Consider the following 21,584-nt stretch of genomic DNA (forward strand, 5'->3'; position numbering starts at 1 on the left):
TATCACCTTTCGTTTACTTGTTTTCCGACAATTCAAGTATAAAAGAAATGGTGATTACGTGCTTTTTTTTGTTGAATTTGTGTGAATACCCCAACAAATATTATAGAACCAATAAAAAAGCACTGCCTATCAAACGATAGACAATGCTTTATCTTATACTAAATTTTCTTCAGTTTGAACGTATTGTGTAGACTTTTCCTCTTGTTCCGGTTCTTCACCGAACCGACCTTCCCATTTCGAAATGACAACTGTAGCCAATGAATTTCCTACGACATTTACGACTGTGCGTGCCATGTCGAGCAAACGGTCGATTCCAACGATTAACGCCAATCCTTCAACTGGAATACCTACTGTACCTAAAGTTGCAAGTAACACGACGAATGAAACGCCTGGTACGCCTGCAATTCCTTTAGATGTAATCATTAATACAAAGACGAGCATTACTTGATCCATAATCGATAAATCGATGCCGTACATTTGCGCAATAAAGATTGCTGCAAGTGCCTGATACAAAGTTGAACCGTCTAAGTTAAACGAATAGCCAGTCGGCACGACGAATGAAACGATGTCTTTCGGTGCTCCAAACTTCTGCATTTTTTCCATCACTTTTGGTAACACCGTTTCCGAACTGGAAGTGGAATAGGCGAGAATTAATTCTTCCTTCAACAGCTTTAAGAATTGGAAAATGTTCACACCGACAATTTTTGCAATCCCGCCTAATACAACAACAACAAAGAAAGCCATTGTCGCGTAAACTAAGATCATTAACTTAGCCATCGGAATGAGCGATTCCAAACCGAATTTTGAAACGGTTACACCGATAAGGGCAAAAACGCCGAACGGAGCAAATTTCATAATTACATTTGTAACATAGAACATGGCATCTGCTACGCCTTGGAAAAATGCCAAGACCGGCTTGCCGCGCTCTCCGATTGCCGCCACACCTAAACCGAATAGTACGGAAAAGAAAATGATCGGCAGCATATCTGCATTTGCCATTGAATCAACAATATTACTCGGAACGATACCGACAAGTACATCCATGAAGCCATTGTTCTGCACTTCTTCTGTCGTCTGGATATACTGATTAATATCGCCCTTTTGCAATGCAGACATATCAATGCCAACGCCTGGCTTGAAAATGTTCGCAGACAACAGTCCGACTAAAATGGCAATTGTCGTAACGATTTCAAAGTAAATGAGCGTTTTACCGCCTAATTTACCTAACTGTTTCATATCGCCTGTGCCAGCTACGCCAATAATTAATGTCGAAATAATGATTGGCACAACAATCATTTTAATCATATTAAGAAACATTGTTCCAATCGGCTGCAAATACGTTTCTACTTTCGGATTGTCGTAAAATATGGCGCCGACCACAATACCTAAAACAAGACCAATTATGATCTGATATGCTAAAGAGAGTTTAAATTTCTTTTTCATAGCGGGTCCCCCTTACATTCAACTTGAAAGCGCTTTCTGAAAGCGTATTTTAATTGTAAAGGGAAACTACAAAAATCTACAAAAACCTACAAAAAGTTTTTATGCTGTTCAATTGTTTCTTTGTAAAGCATGAGTAAAAACTTCTTAATATGAACTTTTGCGGGCCGGCTCGGCAACTCTTCCTTTTGAATTTGCTTCATTCGCGCTGTGATTTCTTGGAAATCAAAAAAGCGCGGTGCATAGTATTCAAATTCATGAATTGTATAATCGACTGCCCCTAATGATGCCAAATGGTCGATAGCTGCTGAAATAGCGCGCCGGATGCGCTGCTCCATCGCTTTTACTTCTTTCGGCAACTCTGCTTCTGCTACACCCATTTTGCGTGCAGCCATTTCATAGAGCTGCTTCAGCGGAGGAATCGACACAACACTTGGCTGCTCTGTCAACACTTCCATTATGTACAGTAAATCCTTGCTGCCGTTTTCGCTCGCTATGCCCATATCACGTAAAACCGAAAGTACAATCTCTTTTAAAGAACGAGGTGTTGTTTTCGGTGTCTCTGCACCGATATGTGCCAATGAATCACGGATTGTTACGAGTGATTGCATTAGCTGAGCTTTCTCAGTCATTCGCTGTAGGACGTTTTCAACTTCAATTCGGTTGATCGGTTTATGGATAAAAAATTCTACCCCTGCTTGATACGCTTCACCGACCATTTCTTTATTTACGACTTGCGACAACATGACAAATTGACCTTGAAATCCTATCTCTTTCAATTGACGAATCATTTCAATGCCGTCCACTTCTGGCATTAGCAAATCGATTAAGACAATATCCGGTCCTAATGCATGCACTTGTTCGATCGTTTTCAATCCACCGTCTGATTCGCCAATAACCATTCCTAATTCCCGATCAGCGATGATGGACTTCAACATGGAACGGCTTACGTTATCATCGTCAATTATAAAATACCTCATCAATTCCACCCCTTACTATTGCAATCTTTCAAACGGTATGATCAGTTGGAAAAGGGTACCTTGTTTTAGGGAATTTATCTCGATGGTTCCTCCAAGCGACTCGGTAATTGCTTTCACATGAGACAAACCGATTCCCGTTGCTGCTGTACCTTGATCGTTATATTTGGTAGTAAATCCAGGCTCGAATAGTAACCCTATATCATCGGGAGAAATACCTACTCCATTATCCTTTACTCGAAAAATAACTTGTTTTTCGATCGCACTCACTGTAATTTGAATAGCTCCTTCGTGTTGAATCGCTTCTACTGCGTTGGCAACGATATTATTTAAAATGGCTAACAGTAAGACTTGCTGCTCGGTTTGAAAATCTGTAGATTGTTTGATTGAAAAAGAAACCTGTTTGCCAAGCATCTTACTATATTTTCGATTTCCTGAAGTTACCATTTCTATAATGTTTGATAAATAAAAGACAGGCATTTCCTCTCGTTTCGTCAATTGTGAAAGGCCAGCTAAAATTCGCTGTGCATCTTTTTTCACTTCGTGGATTTCTTGTGCAATTTGCAAAGCTTGGATGCCTAAGACACGTTGTTGCTCATTTTGCAGTTTACGATACAACTCATAGCTGGATGCAGTGATTTTTTCCATATGATCCATCGACTTTTGTAAATACAATGTTTCTGCATACAGTTCAGAGCCGATGCCTAAAACTTCTCGGACTCGCTGCTTCTCTTTCGATAGCGCAACAGAACTATAGAGTCCTACAGTGAAAAAGCTTCTCAGCAATGCAACTCCTACTAAGAGTAACCACTCTTTCAAGTCAATGAAGTACTGCGCAGTCCACCAATTACGAAGAGCATGCTCCGCCGTATTACCCATTATTTCAAATAAAAAGGCCAGCGTTCCAAGCTGAAGAGGAAGCGATTTGAATTTCTCTAAATTTGCAAAATGCCAGCCCGCCGCAAACAATGCATAAAACAAAAAAACAGGCATATGCATTTGAAAACTTTCTAAAATGCCTGCGCCAAGAAATAACTGCTCGATTACTCGGAATAAGACGACTGTAACAGCCGTAACAAGGCCTGTCCGTAAAACAGATTTCGGTGGATAAATTAAAATGAGCAAAAAGAACACAATTCCGCCAAGCGCAAACCGGAACACCTCACCAGTAAACGGAATTACCTTCAGTTCCCCGGTAATCGCTGTTAATAGAGCGATACCGATGATTCTGACGATTTCCGATTGGGTTATTTGCTGCCACGGTATTTTTCGGTCCATGTTTTTGCTCCTCGCCCTTCGTTTTAGTATGCCTACTAATTATTTGTTTGCACATGCAACATTGCAGTCGTCCATTTTTAATGTATAGGCTTGGCGGGCATTACTATCGATCATTGATTGTCATATGTATGCCTATGTATGTTGTAGTGCAGTCAATTTCAGTCGATTTCCATTATACAAGAATTGAGCTGTCAGTACCTATATTGGAGGTTGAATGTAAAGAATGTTGGCTCTTTGATTATACTATTTACAAAAAGCTTGAAGGCCGTTTTACAATTTCAATCTGAAAGTACATCGATGAAATGAAACTATTCTTAGAGAAGAGACGTATTAGTAGTTACGCAATCTTTAGAAAAGAAGGAAGAGGGGGAAAATATGCTGAACAAAGCACTTATCGAAGATGTGTTGCAAGTCGCTCTTGAAACGGGCGGTGATTTCTCGGAAGTATTTGTAGAAGATCGGTACACGAATACAATGGTCCTTCAAAATTCACGATTGGAAAAAAATCTGTCGGGTCGTGACTTTGGCGTAGGAATTAGGGTTTTTAACGGTTTGCAGAGTGTTTATGCTTACACGAATGATTCTTCAAAAGAAGGGCTCTTGAGAGCTGCGCGTACAGCTTCCAAAGCCATTCAAGGAGCAAAGAATGGCAAGACGACGATCATTCCGCTCATGAAAGAAACAGTTTCAAACCTCCACCACATAAAAATTATGCCAAATGAAGCAAGGAAATCACAAAAGTTGTCGGTCATGCAAAAAGCGAATGACATCATTAGAAATTATGATCCGGAAATTGTTCAAGCTATAATTCGTCTAATTGATGAAGAGCAAAATGTGTTGATTGCCAATTCTGAAGGCAAGTTTGTGGAGGATCAGCGGGTAAGAAGCCGAATGGCGATGGTGTCTATCGCTTCTGACGGCATAGATATGCAAACTGGTTTTTATGGTCCCGGTGCTTATCAAGGTTTTGAGTTTATTGAAAATCTAAATCTTGATCATTATGCGAAGGAATCTGCCCGCATTGCTAAAACGATGCTCCATGCCGACCCGGCTCCGAGCGGAAAATTTCCTGTCATCATCGACAATGAATTTGGCGGCGTCATTTTTCATGAAGCTTGCGGTCACGGGCTTGAAGCAGAAGCGGTGGCGAAAAACGCATCTGTCTTTGCGAATAAGGTAGGAGAAAAAGTCGCGTCAGACCTTGTTACGTATATAGATGATGGAACGATTGAAAACGAGTGGGGATCGATCAATATCGACGATGAAGGCGAAAAGTCGCGTAAAAATGTACTGATCGAGAACGGCATTTTGAAAGGATATATGATCGATAAATTGAACGGCAGGCGGATGGGAATGGATTCTACTGGCTCAAGCCGGAGGGAATCATACAGATTTGCCCCTACCTCCCGGATGACGAATACGTACATTGCGCCCGGAAAGTCCACACCTGAAGAGATTATTGGGGATACGGAGTATGGAATTTACGCGAAATATATGGGCGGCGGCTCGGTCAACCCTGGGACGGGGGATTTCAACTTTGCAGTAGACGAAGCTTATTTAGTGAAGAACGGTAAAATTGAAAAACCGATCCGCGGTGCGACATTGATTGGGAACGGTGCGAAAACGATTTTGAACATCGATCGAGTCGGCAATAATTTAGGTCACGGTGCAGGAATGTGCGGCGCATCTAGCGGCAGTTTGCCGGTGAATGTCGGGCAGCCGATGGTGCGTGTTTCTGAAATTACGGTCGGGGGAAAGGAGGCATAAAAATGAACATCGAACAATTGAAGCAGCAGCTGTTTGACGAAGGGGAGAAAGCCGGATTCACAGATCTTGAACTCTATTACGAGAAAACAGAAAGCCTTTCAATCGGGCTTTATGAAGGAGAAGTAAATCAGTATGATTTTTCCGATGTTCAAGGGGCAGCTATTAGAGGGATTTATAACGGTAAAACAGGCTACGCGTATACGGAGAAATTTGATGAGGACTCGGTTTCGTTCTTGTTGAAAAATGCGGCGGAAAATGCTGAGTTGATTGAAACGGATCCAGAAGAATTATTTACGGAAAAAGCGGAATATGAAAACGTTCATTTTTATAGCCCAGAACTGGAGAAGGTCAAGCCGGAAGAGATGATCCGCTTTTTGCAAGTAGTTGAAAAAAAGATTTTATCTACCGATCAGAGAGTAAAGAAAATTACGGCCTCCCAAATAGGGATCCGACAATTAGAAAAGGGTCTTTTTCATAATAAAGGTTTGCAAAAAAAAGAAGGGAATAATTTTTTATTATTCTATGTATCAATCCTTGTCGAGGAAAATGATGAATTAAAATCTGGGACTGTTTTTCGGACCACCAAGGATTTCAATGAACTAAATGCCGACAAGATTGCTGAAGAAGTCGTAGAACGAGGGTTAAGCATGTTGGGCGAAAGGAATTATCCGAATAAGAAATATCCAGTCATACTAAAGAATGAAGCGGCTGCCTTACTATTGGCGACATTTACTTCTTCTTTCTCCGCACAAGCAGTACAGGATAACCAATCCCGCCTTCAAGGGAAGTTAGGCGAGAAGATTGCGGCAGATCACGTGAATCTGATCGATAATCCATTTCTTCGGGAAGGATTACGCAGTGCTACATTTGATTCGGAAGGGGTTCCGAAGAAAAAACATATTGTTGTAGATGGAGGAAAGCTTCAAACATACTTCCATAACTTGAAGACGGCGAAGAAGGATGGGGTAATGACGACGGGGCATGCACATCGCCGATCCTATCAAGATGCAATCGAAGTGAGCCCGTCCAATTTCTATGTTGAACCGGGCGTGCAAACATATGAGCAGCTTTATAAAGGAATTGCAGAGGGCATCATCATTACTGATTTGGCTGGGATGCATTCGGGAGCCAACCCGATTTCGGGCGACTTCTCACTCGCGGCAGACGGATACTATGTGAAGGATGGCAAGATCGTCGGTCCGACAAGGCAGATGACCGTAGCAGGCAATTTCTTTGAATTGCTTCAGGACATAGAGGAAATTGGAGAAGACTTGGAATTCTCACCTATGTCTTTTAATGGATATATCGGTTCTCCGTCCTTGAAAATTAAGAGCCTATCGATCACGGTGGATTAATAATAAATGGAATGATGATGAATAACATCGTAAGGAGCTCACACTTTGTGTGTGAGCTTCTGCTTGTTGACAAAACGCTCGCATACGGCGTTGAGACCAGCAGATTTTTATTTGTTTTTGGAGCCGGATGTAAAATGGGTTGCGGATGATTATTAGACATTTAATGATCCGGAAGTGCGGAAAAAGACAAATGAGATTCTGAAGAAAATGTTTGATAAGCGTCCACTCCCGGATGTGGAAACATATCCCAACATAGATTGTGGAAATAACATTGAATACGCTAAACCTAAATCAGCCCCCCAAGAGTGTCCTATTACTATCCATTTAGTGTACCCATACTCTTCACGAATTCGTTCTAAATCATGAAGAGCTGAATCGATATCGTAACCATTTCCATAATAACTAGAACGCCCACATCCTTTTGGATCGAACATAATTACCTCACATACATCCTCAATTAGATAGGATAAAGGTTCTAAATAATTGCACGAGCCAGGCCCCGGATAAACGGAAAAAAGCAAATTGAACTTGAACGGACTTCCGGGAAGATCAAAGAATGTGCAACGGTAGAAAAAGTTACGGTGACAGATAGAGCAAATACGAAAACCACCTTGTCGATTACAAAGTGGGATGGGATTGCCTTTGACCATGCTGAAATCAATTCGCATTCATTAGATCGGTTGCGTGGGAAAGTGAATTATACAAATATCACATTCAATTTAGTAGGGGAAGAAATCACATTGCCGGATTTGCAGCAAGTGATGAGGTGATTTTGGGCAGAAATCGAAACAAAGTGCAGTTCCGTCGCCATATAGAACAGATGGTAGTGGACACAGGACAGGAAAATAAAACAGGCGCACACACCATTAAAATTGTACAAGTACAATGTAAATTGGGTGTGGGATTGCTTCGATATTTTCCATTATATTTTTGGAAGCGAAAAATGTGCCGAGCACTTGAAATCGGGTGCCCGGCACTTTGTTTTATTATTAACGGAGCAGTGGTGAGTACCATAGCTTAAATACCTTATTTTTGCTTTTGTACAATCCTTTAATCGTATTTCAGCAATTGCAGACACTAAACTGCAATCCTCACCGTTACTATTCGGCAAGCATGAGCCTTTACCGCATATGGAGCTGGATAGCTTACAATTTCATCATTTATGCACTCGTACATTTTTAAGTAATTAGCCACTTCTCAGTGACTATTCCTCAAGAGGTTCATGCACGGACTCATCCTGCTCCTCTTCAACAGAAACTTTCCGGTTTACTTCGTTAGAAGATTCATTCGCTTTTATAATTTGGTTATTTATCTCGCTGTCGATGCTCCGGATACGTCCAGCCAGTTCGTCAATTTTCTTTGCCTTACTCTCCAAAGCAGACCCGCGTCCCTGGTCATACTCCATTTCATTTTTGAGCCTGCGATGCGCATTTTCTAATGGTACTTTCACTTGTTTTAAAGCACTGACTTGTTCAAGAGATTGGGCTGATTGAAGAAGAGAGGTCAATTGCATTCCTTCAGCTTCCTCCGTTTTAATAGCTGCTTGTTGCTTTTCCTCTTGTTCACGTTTTTCTCTTTCTCGCTTCTGTGCTTCGATTGCTGCCATTTGTTCTTCGATTTCAGCAATTTGCTCATCAAACGCTCCTAATTGCTCTTTAATCGTCGATAGTTCTTCCCCGGCCTCTAATGTACGTTCAATTAAATTACTTTTCGCCTCTTGGACCTTTTGGCGTTTTTCAATTAAGCTCTCAATCATGTTGGCAGAGCGTTCTCTCCAATTCCCCAACTGTGCTCGTGCTTCATCGCTAATCATAATCGTATCTCTTTTGACAGGATTATTTGCGCTCTTCTCATTCTCTTTCTGAACGTTCTGTGGTGAATACATTTTCGTGACCGGACTTGTCTTTAATCCAGTTAACACTTGCATATCCTAACACCGTCCTTATAGCTTCTTCTTCCTTCTTCATATCGGTAGATTGCTCGTATAGTTTACGATTTATAGGAAAATAACAGGTTCTCATTGAATTCTAAATTGTTCTGTAACATAATATCCTGAATTATTTTCTCCTCCTCTGTTAAAAGTATTGAAATAAGGATTAGGCATCTCGAAAGTATATTTATTATTCAATAGGCTGTTCCCTCGCTTCATGTCCAAAAGGGATCACTATTGGGTTCATAATCGTCACTATAGCAACATGTTGGAAGCATCACTGGATCATCGGATGGTCTTTTATTTTCAAAAGGTTTTTGTCAATTAATCGGCTACATAAGGGTAGCTCTGTTCGTCATTCCATAAGAGAAGCTGGAGCAGTTGGCATATGCAATCGTTTACGATAGTGGAACAAGCACCCGAGCACTTCGGAAAGAGGGTTTATCAATTTACCGGCTTGTATAAATCCTTTAATACAATCTCTTCTGTACTATTTTTATATCGGATGGTTATTTTGTCTTCATCTGTCAATTTCTTTTCTTCACCATTTCCTAATAATAATCTGTTTTCATCTAAAAAGGTGAATGTCACCTTACTTCCATCTTTAAAAAGCGCCGCTGGTTCTGAAAAATCATTCCATTTTTCATAAACAATGATTTCGTGCGTGTAGAACTGTTCTCTCTGTTCCATCGGCAACAGATAGCGATTGTTACTTTTTGATTGAAAGGTAAGAGTCACCGTTGTCCCTTGTTGCTGGATGGTTGTTTGAACATTCTTTTCATCTGCTATCCACATAGAAGTAAGGAAGTAGAAACAACCGATGAAAATGGCCAATAGTGAGCCGACAATAAGAACAATCTTTTTCCTGTTTTTTGACCGTACTTTTTTAAAATAGTCGATTTTTTTCTTCTCTCCATTTTGATCTATCGTTTGTTCCACCAAGAGGTCTTCTTGCATGTCCTTTACATACTGTCTGCAATCCTCGCATTGTTTCATATGTTGTTCCATTTGCTGATTCGTTTCTTTACTTGTTAAATGTTCTATGTAGCTCGGAACTAAATCTTTAAAAACACTATGATTCATTGTTTTCCCCACCTTTTGCCATTTGTTGTTTTGCACGATAAAATGTGACTCTTGCCCAATTTTCTGTTCCACCTAAAATTGTGCCAATCTCTTTAAAAGATAAATCGCCTAATAATCTTAAATACAGTATTTCACGCTTAACCTCACTTAGGTGCTGAGCATTTTTAAAAAAAATGATTTTGTCTTCATTTCTAAAATACTCTTCTTCTAAACTGTAAAATAACGGGGTCTGCTCACTTAGTGATTGCTCTAACTGAAGCTTCTTTTTAGCACGATGTACTTCTTGTAACCAAACGTTTTTTGCGATTGAACATAACCACGTTGAAAACTTTGCTTGTCCATCATGATGAAAGTTATCAATGGATTTCACTGCCTGATAAAATGTCTCTTGCGTTAATTCTTCTGCAGATTGACGATCATTTGTCAGGGTTACTAGATATTTGAAAACAAAATCGCCATAATCTTCATAGATTGAATTTTTATCCACAATTTACCCCCTCTCCACGAAAACTTTTTCTATTTTGATCGAACCCTTATGAAAGTCGAATCATCTATATATCCAGAAAAGAGTTCATTCGTTACAAATCATTATAATTTTTTATGGGCCGGTTAATCGTTACACATAATCGCACTAAACTGAATGAAGAGTACCCCGTCTTTTTAGTAAAAAAAGGACTCCCCAAAAGGGAAATCCTTCAATTCTATTTTACATAAGTTTCGAAATGAACATTGTCGCAATACCGAAATAGATGAGCAAAGATAAAATATCATTAATCGTTGTAATTAAAGGACCCGAAGCGACAGCAGGGTCAGCTTTGAATTTATATAAAATAAGTGGAATGATCGTTCCGGCGAGCGTACCGATTATGAGTGTTGATAGGAGAGATGCACCGACGACAAATCCTAACATTAAGCTTCCTCTCCACACATACGCGATAATGGCGATTAGAATCGCGCATGTAATGCCAATGATGATTCCGACCATGAATTCTCTACATAGCAGCTTCCATGCCTTTTTCATATTTAGCTTTTCCGATACGAGTCCGCGGACAACGACAGCCAATGACTGTGTTCCTGTGTTTCCGGTCATCCCCGCAATCATCGGCATAAAGAAGGCGAGTGCGACGACTGTTTCCAATGTTTCTTCAAAACTCTCAATAATACCACCGGAAATAAGCCCAATAAAGAGCAATAAAATGAGCCAAGGCAGTCTTTTCTTTGCAGCTGCTAACGGACTTGTTCTAAAATCGATTTCCTTACCCGATGCTGTCAGTTTTCCGATGTCTTCATCGGCTTCTTGGTGGATGACATCGATAATGTCTTCAACATGAATGATTCCCATCAATTTTTTTTGCTGATTGACGACGGGAATTGAAACTAAATCTTCATCCCGAAACACTTTTGCCGCCTCTTCCTGATCCAAGTCGGCAGGGAAGCAAACAAGCTCTTTCTTCATAATATTGGAGAGCAGATCGGTATTGGATGCGGCAAGAAGCTCGCGTACCGACAATACTCCGGTTAATTGCTGTTTTTCGTCAATCAAATATACATAATGCACATTCTTCTTTCCTTGAACTTGCTGCCGCAAATGGAAGATTGCTTGTTCTACAGTGTAGGAATCCAACAATGCGACATATCCTAACTTCATTAGTGATCCGGTTGTTTCATGACGATAAATTTGGTTCATCGTGAGGACCTCCTTCTACTGGTACTGTCCCCGAGGTGCGGGGACTTCTATTGACTGATAAGTGTTCGTTCTACTATCAGGGGGCCAATCCATCCCCACCACCTCCTTTACGTGTGTCATCATATGAACCCTCTTTGATCTTAAACGCGAAAAAACACCCTCCGCAAAGAAGGGTGTTCAGCAATTCATAATAAAAATAGTGTGAATAAACCTCCGTTGCAGAGCTTTGGCACTATGCGGCATAGGAGTAATTCCAGCTACATTAAAAACCACCTTAAGTCGATGGTTCCTGTTGACCCATTGGAGTCTTTCGACTTTTCTGGGCAGCAGCGTATCTCCGCATAGGAGCCTCACCTAGCGAGGGTCCGATATGTGACTGTCTACTGGCAAGTGTAAAGGCTATAGGTGGGATTGTCAAACGAAAAAAGAAGATTAAAGGGGATTTACATGTTTCGTAGAATAAATATTTATCAAATACTTTAGACGCCAAAAGACATAGTAGCAGGGTACGGCATCCTATGCTATCGGAGTTAAACCATTGATATATCAATATTTATAAAGGGAGGTGAGTTGATTGTATGAATAAGAAAAATAAACTTCTACGAATATACAAAGTGCTTTCATTCGCATTGATCATTTTTCTACAAATTTATTGGTACAAGTGGACTCGCAAACCCGAAGCCGAATGGGAAAAATTATGGGAAAGAATCGGAAAAAGATTTAGGAAAACGCTTTTTGAATTGGAAGGGCTGCTCATTAAAGTAGGTCAATTTATCAGTATCCGTTCGGATTTGCTTCCCAGTCCGTTTATAAAGGAAATTCAAGATCTTACAGATAAGGTCCCACCTTCTAAATGGAGTGAAATTCAAAAAGTATTGGATGAGGAATGGGGAGAAGAAGGTTCAAAAAAGGTACGGTCAATCCAAGAGGAAGCAATTGCCTCTGCTTCCATTGGTGAGGTTTATAAAGGAATTTTGCATGATGGAACAGCGATTGCCATAAAAGTGCAACGTCCAGAAATCCAATCAATTGTGCAGACAGACTTTCGGACGCTAAAGATTCTTCTTTGGTTCGTTGATCATCTCGTTCCAATTCCGAAAGGATTGATCAATTTAAGTGTGCTGTTTCAAGAACTGAAACAGGTAATTGAGCGTGAACTCGATTTTTCAAAAGAAAAAGAAACACTTCTTTACTTCAGGGAGCGTTATAAAGATCGTGAAATCGTAAAAATTCCAGCCATTCATCCTGAATTATGCACTAAAAGAGTGCTTGTTATGGAATGGATAGAAGGAAAGCGGATTACGGATTTGGAGACAATCAATGAAATGGGGCCCTATAAAGAAGAGGTGGCCCAGCGTCTAGTAAAAGTTTTCCTTCCTCAATGGTTGGAGCCGGGAATCTTCCATGCTGATCCTCATCCAGGGAATGTCCTTTTATCCAGAGGCGGAGAAATTATCCTGCTTGATTTTGGTATGGCGGGAGAACTATCCAAAAAAGATGCAGCACACTTTCAAGCACTAATTGAAAGCTTTCTTGCAAAAAATTACGGGAAAACTGTCGAAGTTTTGTCCCATTTAGGATTTTTGCTACCGAATGCAGATTCAAAAATGGTAGAAAGATTGCTTAATGAGTGGATTTCAATTGATCTTGCCGATTTAAAAGAGATGGATTTGATTAAACTAAAATTGGAGATAAATGATCTGATTGCGGCACTTCCTATCCAAGTACCAACTCGTTTTGTTTTCCTTGGTCGTTCTTTTATTACGATAGAGGGGATCGTCCGTCAACTATTGCCGGAAGAGGAACTGATCCATTTAGCAAAGCCTGTATTTACCGAATGGCTTAGCACCCAGGGCAGCAAGTGGTCATTTTATTGGAGGGCAATTCAATCCCAGCCGTTGTTTAAAATCTTCCATTCTATAACAGAGTTTTTAGACGCACCTCAAAAATACGAACAGTTGAAAGAAACCGAGCAGCGCAGAGAATTTCAATTTGCCGTTTATGAGAGTCGGAAAAAGCGGTTTTTTCAACTTTTCCTGTTAGGGTTAATAGGAATGGGCACCAGCTATTATTTGACAGAAGATTTACTGTTAAAAATAGCAACGGCATTATCAGGATTATCAGCAGTTGGGTATTACGTGAGTAGCTATAATCTGTCAAAATGGCTAAAATATATGCCTGAAAAGCGCCGTTAAATATTGGTCTTGGAAGGACAACATTGACTATAGACATCGACAAATAAACGAGAGCTTGCTTATATAAAGCTCTCGTTTACTATTATTTTGAAGGTATAGAGTTTTATCGCAATAGGCTGTCGTTTCATAACCGGCAATCGACAGCCATTCAACACTCCCATGTCAAATGGCTTCAAAATTTACCGAGTTTTTATCTCTTGTACAATCGTCTCTCCATGTTTTAGCAATCGGAGACGGCTTGAACTTAATTCGAACCGTTCCCATTCGGCAAGCAAGCGATTCAGCGCTTCGTCGGTCGTGTCGTCGGCCAGTCGAAATGCGCCATAATGCATAGGGATGAAGATTTCTGCTCCAACATCGACAAAAGCTTGGATCGCTTCTTCAGGGGTGACATGCTGTGTTCCCATAAACCATTCAGGCTCATAAGCACCAATCGGCATAAGCGCGTATGTAATGTTCTTGAACTCATTGCCAATTTCACGGAAACCTTGAAAATACCCGCTGTCCCCAGCGAAATAAATCGAAGGGGTTGTTTGTCCTTCAGTAGACGCCCGTTGGATGACCCATCCACCCCAATGTGACGTATTCGTATCTGTAAGCGTGCGTTTCGTCCAATGTTGAGCGGGTACAAAATGAAATTCAACAGAATCTATGGTTACATAATCCCACCACGGCAATTCATGCACTTCGTTTCCATTCATCAGTTTTCGCATGTATTGACCGAGCCCTTCTGGAACTAAGACAACGGGAGACCCTTTAAGACTTCTTATAGAACGTATATGTAAATGGTCGTAATGGGAGTGCGACAATAAAATGACATCAATCGGGGGAATCTCATGTATAGACAGACCAGGTTCTTCCATCCTTCGGCTAAACCCCATTTGCTTTGCCCAAACGGGATCTGTGACAATGGTCAATCCGCAAATTTGCAGTAAAAAAGTAGAGTGTCCAATCCACGTAATTGTCAGGTCTTCGTGATCACTGTTCAGCAATGCTTGTTGCTTTTGTTCGGCTTGGCCAATACGGAAACTTAAATCTTTGCGCTTTCCTCTTCGTTCTCTTTGCCAACGTAAAATATCCTTTAGCGTGGAAGTTGTTGCCTTGGGATCTAGATTACTATATCGTTTTCGGCTCATTTGCTCTCATTCCTCCTTTATATAAGTATAAGTAATTTTTCGATATTGAGTGACATAGAAAGTAGTTTTCCGAAGGCTGTTGAAAATTTCATTCACCTAAATGTTTATTGCGTATTCTAGACAATCCTATCAATTCATTAACATTGTAGTATAATCTGACAAAGGAGAGAGGACGACATTTACGATTTTAGAAATATTTTTGGTGAAAAGATTGTAAGGAATTATTTTCAATCGTACATTTATATTTAGGTAACTGTATAAGATTAGTTGTTTATAGTAGCATTATCTTGCTTATGAGTAGAAGTTTCTAAGGGAGAGGGTTTTTTGAAAGGTAAATGTCTAAGATTCAATCAATTTGGCAACCCCCAAGAAGTACTTAAATTTGAATGTAAAGACATACAGCCCCCAAAAGAAGACGAGGTGCTTGTGCGCATGGTAGCCAGGCCGATGAACCCATCTGATTTAATTCCAATTAGAGGAGCTTACTCTCACAGAATTTCCTTACCAAATATTCCAGGTTATGAGGGAGTTGGAATTGTTGAAGATGTAGGGTCTCTAGTATCTAAAAATCTTATCGGCAAGCGGGTCTTGCCTTTAAAGGGAGAGGGAACTTGGCAGGAGTTCGTTAAAACGTCGGCACAATATACAGTGGTCATTCCAGATGCAATTGATGATTTTACAGCTGCTCAATTATACATAAATCCAATTACAGCATGGGTCATCTGTACGCAAGAGTTAAAGTTACAACCAAATGATGTCCTCTTAGTCAATGCATGTGGTTCATCCATTGGGCATATTTTTGCTCAATTGTCGAAAATTATAGGCTTCCGGCTAATTGCAATCATTAGGAATGAAAAATATGCAAAAGATCTACTGGAGCATGGTGCTTCTTATGTAATTAATACGTCTATAGAGCCATTGCGAGAAACCGTAATGGAACTAACGGGTGGATTTGGAGCAGACGCGGCTATCGATTCAATTGGAGGAACGGCTGGTAACGACCTATCCTATTGCATTCGACCGAAGGGTACTTTTTTAAGCTTAGGCCTTTTATCGGGCATCCAAGTAAACTGGGCAAAGATCGCCAATGAGACACAAGTGAATGCCACATTATTTCATTTGCGACATTGGAATAAAAAAGTCTCGTCTGATACTTGGCAGGAAACATTTAAAGAGATCATAGCATCCGTCCAAGATAAAAAGTTAAGTCTTTTGAGGCCCGAATCCTGTTACAGCTTATCGGAAATACAGGAGGCTGTTCGGATTGTCGAATCTTCGGTAGGAAATCGAGGCAAGGTGTTTTTAACGGATTAACATTTCCATAAATGGTATATTGTATGATCTATATTTAAGGCGACCGAAGCTTATGGAAACGGTTCGTGAACACAGTTATGTTGAGAAGTTATTGAACCTCTTTTTTGAATAGGCCGGATAGCAACATTTATCCATAAAAAATAGAATCATTGAAAAGGACACTGCAACTAAAGTGGGCTTTTTCAATGATTTTTTGTTTGCATAAGGCCAATTATAGAGCAGCAATAAAGCAGCTTACTAATAAGAAATAGAGCAGGAATTAAATACATTAATAAAAACAGTTGCATAGTTGAAATCTTTCTTGTAAGATAAACAGGCATTGCAAAACGTAATGATTACGATTTATGAAAAGGAGGATGCAATGGAATGAGTAAAAAGTTTCTTTTGGTTTTATCAGTGATTTTCTTATTGCTGCTTACTGCTTGTGGCAACAAAGAGCAGGCAAAAGAGAAGGATAAAACAAGAGGGGATCATGTTTTATCCGTCTACACAACTGTATATCCGCTCCAATATTTTACAGATCGAATTGGAGGGGAGTCGGTTCAAGTCCAATCTATTTATCCACCAGGCTCCGATGAGCATACGTTTGAGCCAACTCAAAAAGATATGATGACGCTGGCTGACTCGGACTTATTCTTTTATGTAGGACTTGGACTTGAAGGATTTGTAGAAAATGCCGAAAAAACGATGAAAGGCGAGCACGTCAAAATGGTAGCGGTAGCGGACAGTATTTCGAAAGAGTCTTTAGGCGAGGGACATAATCACAATCATGAGGGGCACAATCATGATCATGAAGGAGAAGATCAAGAGGAACACGATCATCATCACGGGGAGTACGACCCGCATGTATGGATTTCTCCATTATTGAGCGTAGAACTTGCAACGACAATTAAAGACTCACTAATTGAGGCATTGCCTGAGAAAAAAGATGTATTTGAACAAAACTTTGAAAGCTTAAAAACTGATCTCTTAGAGCTGGATCAAACATTTAAAGAAATGGCATCAAATGCGCCTACGAAAACATTTTTTGTATCCCATGCAGCTTTTGGCTATATCGCGAATACGTATGGGTTAGAGCAAGTTGCAGTAGCTGGATTGAATTCACAAAGTGAACCTTCACAAAAGCAACTAACATCACTTGTTGAATATGCGAAGGAAAATGATATTAAATATGTGTTATTTGAGCAAAATGTTTCCTCGAAATTAACCGACGTCATCAGAAAAGAAATAGGAGCTGAATCATTGATGCTACATAATCTCGGTGTTTTAACCCCGGATGACTTGAAAAATAATGAGGATTATATATCGTTAATGGAGCGCAATATCGAAACGTTGGAGAAAGCGTTGAGCAACGAATAATTCCTGCTAAAAGGAGGAGTAAAGGATGAAAAAAATACCTGCTACAGTGCTTAGTGGTTATTTAGGAGCAGGGAAGACGACGTTATTGAACCATATTCTAAACAAACGGAATGAGCTGAAAGTTGCTGTCATCGTCAATGAGTGAGGTAAATATTGATGCTCAATTAATTAACAAGGCGGGTTTTCACGAACAGAAGAAAAATTGGTAGAGCTGCAAAATGGCTGTACGGAATCGGGAACAATTTGATTTCGACAAAAAACAAATGCAACAACCCGGAGCGCATCGAATTTAAGAAGTATTTCCCACGTATAAGGAAAGTGACACTTCATAGAGAAATGAAGTGAAAATTTTTTACTGTTTTTTAAATCATAATGATTCCTAATTAGGAATGCTATAGTATCTTTTTCGATTTTGTTGCAAAATAGGTGACGTACAACTAAAGTACTCCGCGACTAAATTCAATTCTTTCAATTAATATTACATCATGAAAAATCGTCCTCAGTTATTACGAATGCTGAGGACGATTTTATCTTTATTCTACTTGTAGCCAGTTTTGTGCCCATTTTTCTATTTCTTGCATGATAGGCTGCAATGATCGTCCTTTATCTGTTAATGAATATTCGATTCGAACGGGTGTCTCAGGATAGACATCTCTCTTCACAATGCCTTCCTTCTCCAAGTCTTTTAATCTCTCCGATAAGACTCTGCCGCTAATTCCAATGGAAGATTCAATACTGCAAAATCGTTGTGGACCGGGTAACAGCTGGTAAATGATCAAACCTGTCCACCTTTGGCTTAGTAAACCCATAGCTTTTTCAAATCTTGGACAAATTGGATTCGCCAATGTAATCAGCTCCTTATTTATAGTATAACGAGTGCTTACAAATAATTAAATTATTTATTATAAAGTACTTACTTGACTATCAATTGTTATAAATATATATTGACTTACATAAAGTAAGTGACTGGCATGATACTCTACAGGAGGTATTTTTATGAATTTTCATCGTAAACCGATTATGTTTGTAGGGCAAGTAAACCTTAAAGTACAAAGCATAGAAAGGTCGATCGCATTTTATGAAAGGGTAATTGGATTTAAAGTTTTAGAAAGAACTGAGCGACAAGCTAAGTTAACTGCGGATGGAAAAACAGCTTTATTATCAATCGAACAACCAATTGATGTTGAGCCGAAACAAAGCAGAACGACAGGTCTTTATCATTTTGCAATCCTTTTGCCTACACGATCAGATCTTATTAAAATCGTACGGCATTTTGCGGAAATAGGGCTGCAGTTTGGTTCGTCTGATCACCTTGTCAGTGAAGCTCTTTACTTATCAGATCCTGATGGCAACGGAATTGAAATTTATATTGACCGTGATGCTTCTGAATGGAAGTGGGCTAACGGTGAAGTTGCTATGACAGTTGATCCGTTAAACTTTACAGACCTTTTGTCCAAAGGAGTAAATGACTTATGGAAAGGGATGCCTGAAGACGCAGTTATGGGACATATCCATTTGCACGTATCCAATTTAGTCGATACTGAAGAATTTTATACGAAGGGCCTAGGATTTGAAGTTGTAAATCGTTACGGCAATCAAGCGCTTTTTATATCAGATGGCAAATACCATCATCATATTGGCTTAAACACATGGAATGGGGTAGGGGCGCCTAAGCCATCTGCACAAAGTGTCGGGCTGGAATCATTTACGTTAATGCTTCCAAGTGAAGAAACGAAGAACGAAATGATGAATAGATTAGAGCGCATCGGAGCACCCGTTATAGAAGAAAACGGTGCTACAATTGCTGTTGATCCTTCAGGAAATCGTATTATTTTAAGCGTTTAGAGAATACCCAGCATTAATATTGTAATATTGATTGGTAGACGATTTTAGTGGAAAGTGATACCAATAAAGGTTGAATAAAGCTAATTTTTTAAATCAATTTTGTTCACCACATTATATTTAATTCTAACTATGCCGCAAAAGGAAGCTTTCATGGAAAAAGGAAAAAGCTTAAATTCAATTTTGAGACAGTAAAAAACACCCTATTATGTAGCCAGTTGTCGGTATTGAACCGGCGATTGGCTATTTAATTTTTCTTTTTTAAGACACACTAACCGCGCTTCAAATGCCTTCAATTTTACTTCTTTTAGATGGCTATCTATAGTTCCCGAAGTACAACACCTCCACGTTGATAGTTAGGTACAATACCGATATTCAGCGGAAGGTGGTTTTATTTGTTTCTTTTTTATCAGCGCCATTTCATATAATGTGGATTTTTAAATTGGGGGATTTTTATATGTACAGAGGCCTGACCAAAGGCTCTTCAATAAGAATACATATAGAAGTAAGCGCTGAAGGAGGTGAATGGAGTGGATGGCAAGATGAACCGAGAACAATTACAAGGGCTATCAGGACAATTAATGGAGTTGTTTGTAGCCGATTTATTTACCAAAAACAAAGTTAACGTAAACGAAGCTAAGAGCCGAATGACAGATGAACAGCGTGAGCGTTTGAAACAGACTGTTGAGCAGTTGAAAGTCCAAGTTGAGGACTTTTTGGCAACAAAAAATGTACAAACAGTTACAGCTGACGAAGAAGAAACAGTTAAGCAAGTACATCCGCTAAGAGACGTAATCATTCAAATGAGACAGAAGAAAGAAAGTAATAAAAATAAAGAAGAGTAGATAGTTTGTCCAACTCATTCGTTTTCTTATACATGTAATAGAAAGAGAGAGGGGGGAAGAACCAATGAGATATTATTCACGCGACGGGAATAGGTGGTCTGCTTTAGATCCTTGTTGCGCACATCCGATCGTTTCCTGTTCTCGGGAATCCTCGAAATCAAACGAAGCTGCGGAAGTAGTCTCTGAAATTGAGCAGCTTTCCAACGAACTGATCGTCATCCGTGATTCTTGCAATATTAAGGTTAGCACGACTGACACACAAATTGCTGCGTCACTACAAGCGGCACTCCAAGTGGCGATCGCAATCGTAATCAATATTACAATTGCAGATGCTTCAAGGGCAGAACGAGTGACAGCTGAACTATTGGAAAAAGCACAGATCCGGCAAACAAACCGTCAAAAGCTTATTATCGTTAACTCCCGCGACGTCGATGTGATAACAGAAGATATCGATGTAGCAATTTCCTTGCAGCTATTGTTGCAAGTCCTCTTGGCGCTGATTGTTCAATTGGATATTCTATAAATAAATGGCTCTCCACGCTCCAAAATAGAAACCGCCCCGCAGATCCCATCTAAGCGGGAGCGGTTGTCGTCTGTAAGATATAGTCTTGCCTTAAAGTATGCGAAAAACGCCCTGTTTGTTCATATTACAATGAAAAGTTAATCGATAGATAAGAGCTTCTCGGAAAACAGTTTTTAACTACTTTCCGGGAAGCCTTTTACTATTTTAGGGACTTTGGAAATTACTTGTACGCAATTATTTTGATTGGTATTGAGGTTTTATTGTTACTCATAATGATTAAATATGAAAAGCCACAAATCTTTTGATGAATATTAGTTACTGAAGAAGACAATTTCATTTACAGCGGGGCCAAACATTCTTATAATTAGTATTGTGAAACACATTTGTATATACAAATGAATTAGAGTCTATTACATTTCATATCTTATTAATAGAGAAAAGAAGATTAGTTGTCTAAAAACTTCCGAATCGTAAGGTTGAATTGTATTGCAGACTTGTAGTTCAGATTATTTGGTAAGTAACTGTCTTTAATTGACCGTCTTGAGGTTCGCAAGACGGGTGGGAAAGCTATCTGGTGATGCATTCGCATTAAAAGATATCACTTTTCTTATCCAATCTGTTCATTATGCTTAATGACGATCTTAACAATTCCTTAATTATGTAAAATGCTAACAATTGTTCCTTCTGCAAGTACAAGACTCAATGTTTAAAGAAAGCCCGGTAGAAATCGTGTTTTGATGAACTTGCTTCGTGAGGCTAGTAAATTGAAGGGGAATAATAGATGGGAAGTTGGCATCTCGATAAGTGTAATGGACGGTATTGGAGCGAACCAAAATAATAGATTAAGGAGGAT

19 protein-coding genes, 2 pseudogenes and 1 riboswitch are annotated in these 21,584 nt (G+C 39.6%); of the genes and pseudogenes, 11 read left to right on the plus strand and 10 right to left on the minus strand.

Annotation, left to right across the window (positions count from 1 at the left end):
• Nucleotides 1-153: 153 nt before the first annotated feature.
• From WFH04_RS06545 to WFH04_RS06555, 3 genes are all read right to left on the minus strand, one after another.
• Nucleotides 154-1,443, minus strand: a complete 1,290-nt coding sequence (locus tag WFH04_RS06545) for a cation:dicarboxylate symporter family transporter (RefSeq protein WP_336823265.1) — start codon at nucleotides 1,441-1,443, stop codon at nucleotides 154-156.
• An 86-nt stretch (nucleotides 1,444-1,529) separates the two neighbouring features.
• Nucleotides 1,530-2,420: a response regulator gene (locus WFH04_RS06550; protein ID WP_336823266.1), complete on the minus strand. Its 891-nt coding sequence runs from the start codon at nucleotides 2,418-2,420 to the stop codon at nucleotides 1,530-1,532.
• Between the two features lie 15 nt (nucleotides 2,421-2,435).
• Nucleotides 2,436-3,695 (minus strand): ATP-binding protein, encoded by a 1,260-nt coding sequence (locus WFH04_RS06555; RefSeq protein WP_336823267.1) that lies wholly within the window; start codon nucleotides 3,693-3,695, stop codon nucleotides 2,436-2,438.
• Nucleotides 3,696-4,070: 375 nt separating this feature from the next.
• On the opposite strand from WFH04_RS06555, the gene WFH04_RS06560 reads away from it, so the two are divergent.
• Together WFH04_RS06560 and WFH04_RS06565 are read left to right on the plus strand one after the other, a co-directional pair.
• Nucleotides 4,071-5,462 carry a TldD/PmbA family protein gene (locus tag WFH04_RS06560; protein ID WP_336823268.1) on the plus strand — a complete coding sequence of 464 codons (1,392 nt, stop codon included), beginning with the start codon at nucleotides 4,071-4,073 and terminating at the stop codon, nucleotides 5,460-5,462.
• Nucleotides 5,463-5,464: 2 nt separating this feature from the next.
• Nucleotides 5,465-6,817 carry a TldD/PmbA family protein gene (locus WFH04_RS06565; protein ID WP_336823269.1) on the plus strand — a complete coding sequence of 451 codons (1,353 nt, stop codon included), beginning with the start codon at nucleotides 5,465-5,467 and terminating at the stop codon, nucleotides 6,815-6,817.
• Between the two features lie 152 nt (nucleotides 6,818-6,969).
• On the opposite strand, the gene WFH04_RS06570 is transcribed toward WFH04_RS06565, so the two are convergent.
• On the minus strand, nucleotides 6,970-7,485 hold the full coding sequence (locus WFH04_RS06570; protein ID WP_336823270.1) for an alpha/beta fold hydrolase: 516 nt from the start codon (nucleotides 7,483-7,485) through the stop codon (nucleotides 6,970-6,972).
• On the opposite strand from WFH04_RS06570, the gene WFH04_RS06575 reads away from it, so the two are divergent.
• Nucleotides 7,399-7,587 carry a hypothetical protein gene (locus WFH04_RS06575; RefSeq protein WP_336823350.1) on the plus strand — a complete coding sequence of 63 codons (189 nt, stop codon included), beginning with the start codon at nucleotides 7,399-7,401 and terminating at the stop codon, nucleotides 7,585-7,587. The two genes, WFH04_RS06570 and WFH04_RS06575, sit on opposite strands and share 87 nt — an antisense overlap.
• A 434-nt stretch (nucleotides 7,588-8,021) precedes the next feature.
• Here WFH04_RS06575 and WFH04_RS06580 read toward each other — a convergent pair whose 3' ends face one another.
• The 4 genes from WFH04_RS06580 to mgtE form a co-directional block, all read right to left on the minus strand.
• Complete coding sequence (locus tag WFH04_RS06580; protein ID WP_336823271.1) at nucleotides 8,022-8,744, minus strand: coiled-coil domain-containing protein; 723 nt, start codon at nucleotides 8,742-8,744, stop codon at nucleotides 8,022-8,024.
• A 447-nt stretch (nucleotides 8,745-9,191) separates the two neighbouring features.
• Nucleotides 9,192-9,830 (minus strand): zf-HC2 domain-containing protein, encoded by a 639-nt coding sequence (locus WFH04_RS06585; RefSeq protein WP_336823272.1) that lies wholly within the window; start codon nucleotides 9,828-9,830, stop codon nucleotides 9,192-9,194.
• Entirely contained in the window at nucleotides 9,820-10,317 is a 498-nt protein-coding gene (locus tag WFH04_RS06590) for an RNA polymerase sigma factor (RefSeq protein WP_336823273.1), read from the minus strand. Before WFH04_RS06590 ends, WFH04_RS06585 begins: the two co-directional genes overlap by 11 nt.
• Before the next feature lie 219 nt (nucleotides 10,318-10,536).
• Nucleotides 10,537-11,517, minus strand: coding sequence for a magnesium transporter (gene mgtE, locus WFH04_RS06595; RefSeq protein WP_336823274.1), 981 nt, complete (start codon nucleotides 11,515-11,517; stop codon nucleotides 10,537-10,539).
• Nucleotides 11,518-11,721: 204 nt separating this feature from the next.
• Nucleotides 11,722-11,886, minus strand: a riboswitch (M-box (ykoK) riboswitch).
• Nucleotides 11,887-12,095: 209 nt separating this feature from the next.
• Between mgtE and WFH04_RS06600 the strand changes: the two genes are divergently transcribed.
• Nucleotides 12,096-13,712 carry an ABC1 kinase family protein gene (locus tag WFH04_RS06600; protein ID WP_336823275.1) on the plus strand — a complete coding sequence of 539 codons (1,617 nt, stop codon included), beginning with the start codon at nucleotides 12,096-12,098 and terminating at the stop codon, nucleotides 13,710-13,712.
• 179 nt (nucleotides 13,713-13,891) lie between these two features.
• Here WFH04_RS06600 and WFH04_RS06605 read toward each other — a convergent pair whose 3' ends face one another.
• Nucleotides 13,892-14,848, minus strand: coding sequence for an MBL fold metallo-hydrolase (locus WFH04_RS06605; RefSeq protein ID WP_336823276.1), 957 nt, complete (start codon nucleotides 14,846-14,848; stop codon nucleotides 13,892-13,894).
• A 324-nt stretch (nucleotides 14,849-15,172) separates the two neighbouring features.
• Between WFH04_RS06605 and WFH04_RS06610 the strand changes: the two genes are divergently transcribed.
• The 4 genes and pseudogenes from WFH04_RS06610 to rpmG all read left to right on the plus strand — a co-directional run.
• Complete coding sequence (locus tag WFH04_RS06610; RefSeq protein WP_336823277.1) at nucleotides 15,173-16,162, plus strand: zinc-dependent alcohol dehydrogenase family protein; 990 nt, start codon at nucleotides 15,173-15,175, stop codon at nucleotides 16,160-16,162.
• 366 nt (nucleotides 16,163-16,528) lie between these two features.
• A complete protein-coding gene (locus WFH04_RS06615; RefSeq protein WP_336823278.1) occupies nucleotides 16,529-17,521 on the plus strand; it encodes a metal ABC transporter solute-binding protein, Zn/Mn family in 993 nt (330 codons plus the stop codon).
• A gap of 25 nt (nucleotides 17,522-17,546) precedes the next feature.
• Nucleotides 17,547-17,747: pseudogene (locus WFH04_RS06620) on the plus strand (GTP-binding protein); the annotation flags it as partial.
• Between the two features lie 14 nt (nucleotides 17,748-17,761).
• Nucleotides 17,762-17,866, plus strand: a pseudogene (gene rpmG / locus WFH04_RS06625) (50S ribosomal protein L33); the annotation flags it as partial.
• Nucleotides 17,867-18,054: 188 nt separating this feature from the next.
• Here the strand turns inward: rpmG and WFH04_RS06630 are convergent.
• Nucleotides 18,055-18,330: a winged helix-turn-helix transcriptional regulator gene (locus WFH04_RS06630; RefSeq protein WP_336823348.1), complete on the minus strand. Its 276-nt coding sequence runs from the start codon at nucleotides 18,328-18,330 to the stop codon at nucleotides 18,055-18,057.
• 187 nt (nucleotides 18,331-18,517) lie between these two features.
• Between WFH04_RS06630 and WFH04_RS06635 the strand changes: the two genes are divergently transcribed.
• From WFH04_RS06635 to WFH04_RS06645, 3 genes are all read left to right on the plus strand, one after another.
• Entirely contained in the window at nucleotides 18,518-19,366 is an 849-nt protein-coding gene (locus tag WFH04_RS06635) for a VOC family protein (RefSeq protein WP_336823279.1), read from the plus strand.
• A 527-nt stretch (nucleotides 19,367-19,893) separates the two neighbouring features.
• On the plus strand, nucleotides 19,894-20,208 hold the full coding sequence (locus tag WFH04_RS06640; RefSeq protein WP_336823280.1) for a hypothetical protein: 315 nt from the start codon (nucleotides 19,894-19,896) through the stop codon (nucleotides 20,206-20,208).
• 64 nt (nucleotides 20,209-20,272) lie between these two features.
• The gene (locus tag WFH04_RS06645; RefSeq protein ID WP_336823281.1) at nucleotides 20,273-20,731 is read left to right on the plus strand and encodes a spore coat protein; all 459 of its coding nucleotides are present in this window, start codon (nucleotides 20,273-20,275) and stop codon (nucleotides 20,729-20,731) included.
• Nucleotides 20,732-21,584 lie beyond the last annotated feature (853 nt).

Source organism: Sporosarcina sp. USHLN248 (genome assembly GCF_037144575.1).
In the GTDB taxonomy this organism is placed as follows: Bacteria; Bacillota; Bacilli; order Bacillales_A; family Planococcaceae; genus Sporosarcina; species Sporosarcina contaminans.

What these genes read in the sequence shown, in the direction of transcription:
- WFH04_RS06630 (WP_336823348.1), bottom strand. Translation starts at nt 18,330, where the DNA reads ATGGGTTTACTAAGCCAAAGGTGGACAGGTTTGATCATTTACCAGCTG.
- WFH04_RS06580 (WP_336823271.1), bottom strand. Translation starts at nt 8,744, where the DNA reads ATGCAAGTGTTAACTGGATTAAAGACAAGTCCGGTCACGAAAATGTAT.
- WFH04_RS06555 (WP_336823267.1), bottom strand. Translation starts at nt 3,695, where the DNA reads ATGGACCGAAAAATACCGTGGCAGCAAATAACCCAATCGGAAATCGTC.
- WFH04_RS06545 (WP_336823265.1), bottom strand. Translation starts at nt 1,443, where the DNA reads ATGAAAAAGAAATTTAAACTCTCTTTAGCATATCAGATCATAATTGGT.
- WFH04_RS06645 (WP_336823281.1), top strand. Translation starts at nt 20,273, where the DNA reads ATGAGATATTATTCACGCGACGGGAATAGGTGGTCTGCTTTAGATCCT.
- WFH04_RS06605 (WP_336823276.1), bottom strand. Translation starts at nt 14,848, where the DNA reads ATGAGCCGAAAACGATATAGTAATCTAGATCCCAAGGCAACAACTTCC.
- WFH04_RS06570 (WP_336823270.1), bottom strand. Translation starts at nt 7,485, where the DNA reads ATGCGAATTGATTTCAGCATGGTCAAAGGCAATCCCATCCCACTTTGT.
- WFH04_RS06560 (WP_336823268.1), top strand. Translation starts at nt 4,071, where the DNA reads ATGCTGAACAAAGCACTTATCGAAGATGTGTTGCAAGTCGCTCTTGAA.
- WFH04_RS06635 (WP_336823279.1), top strand. Translation starts at nt 18,518, where the DNA reads ATGAATTTTCATCGTAAACCGATTATGTTTGTAGGGCAAGTAAACCTT.
- WFH04_RS06615 (WP_336823278.1), top strand. Translation starts at nt 16,529, where the DNA reads ATGAGTAAAAAGTTTCTTTTGGTTTTATCAGTGATTTTCTTATTGCTG.
- mgtE (WP_336823274.1), bottom strand. Translation starts at nt 11,517, where the DNA reads ATGAACCAAATTTATCGTCATGAAACAACCGGATCACTAATGAAGTTA.
- WFH04_RS06550 (WP_336823266.1), bottom strand. Translation starts at nt 2,420, where the DNA reads ATGAGGTATTTTATAATTGACGATGATAACGTAAGCCGTTCCATGTTG.
- WFH04_RS06565 (WP_336823269.1), top strand. Translation starts at nt 5,465, where the DNA reads ATGAACATCGAACAATTGAAGCAGCAGCTGTTTGACGAAGGGGAGAAA.
- WFH04_RS06585 (WP_336823272.1), bottom strand. Translation starts at nt 9,830, where the DNA reads ATGAATCATAGTGTTTTTAAAGATTTAGTTCCGAGCTACATAGAACAT.
- WFH04_RS06600 (WP_336823275.1), top strand. Translation starts at nt 12,096, where the DNA reads ATGAATAAGAAAAATAAACTTCTACGAATATACAAAGTGCTTTCATTC.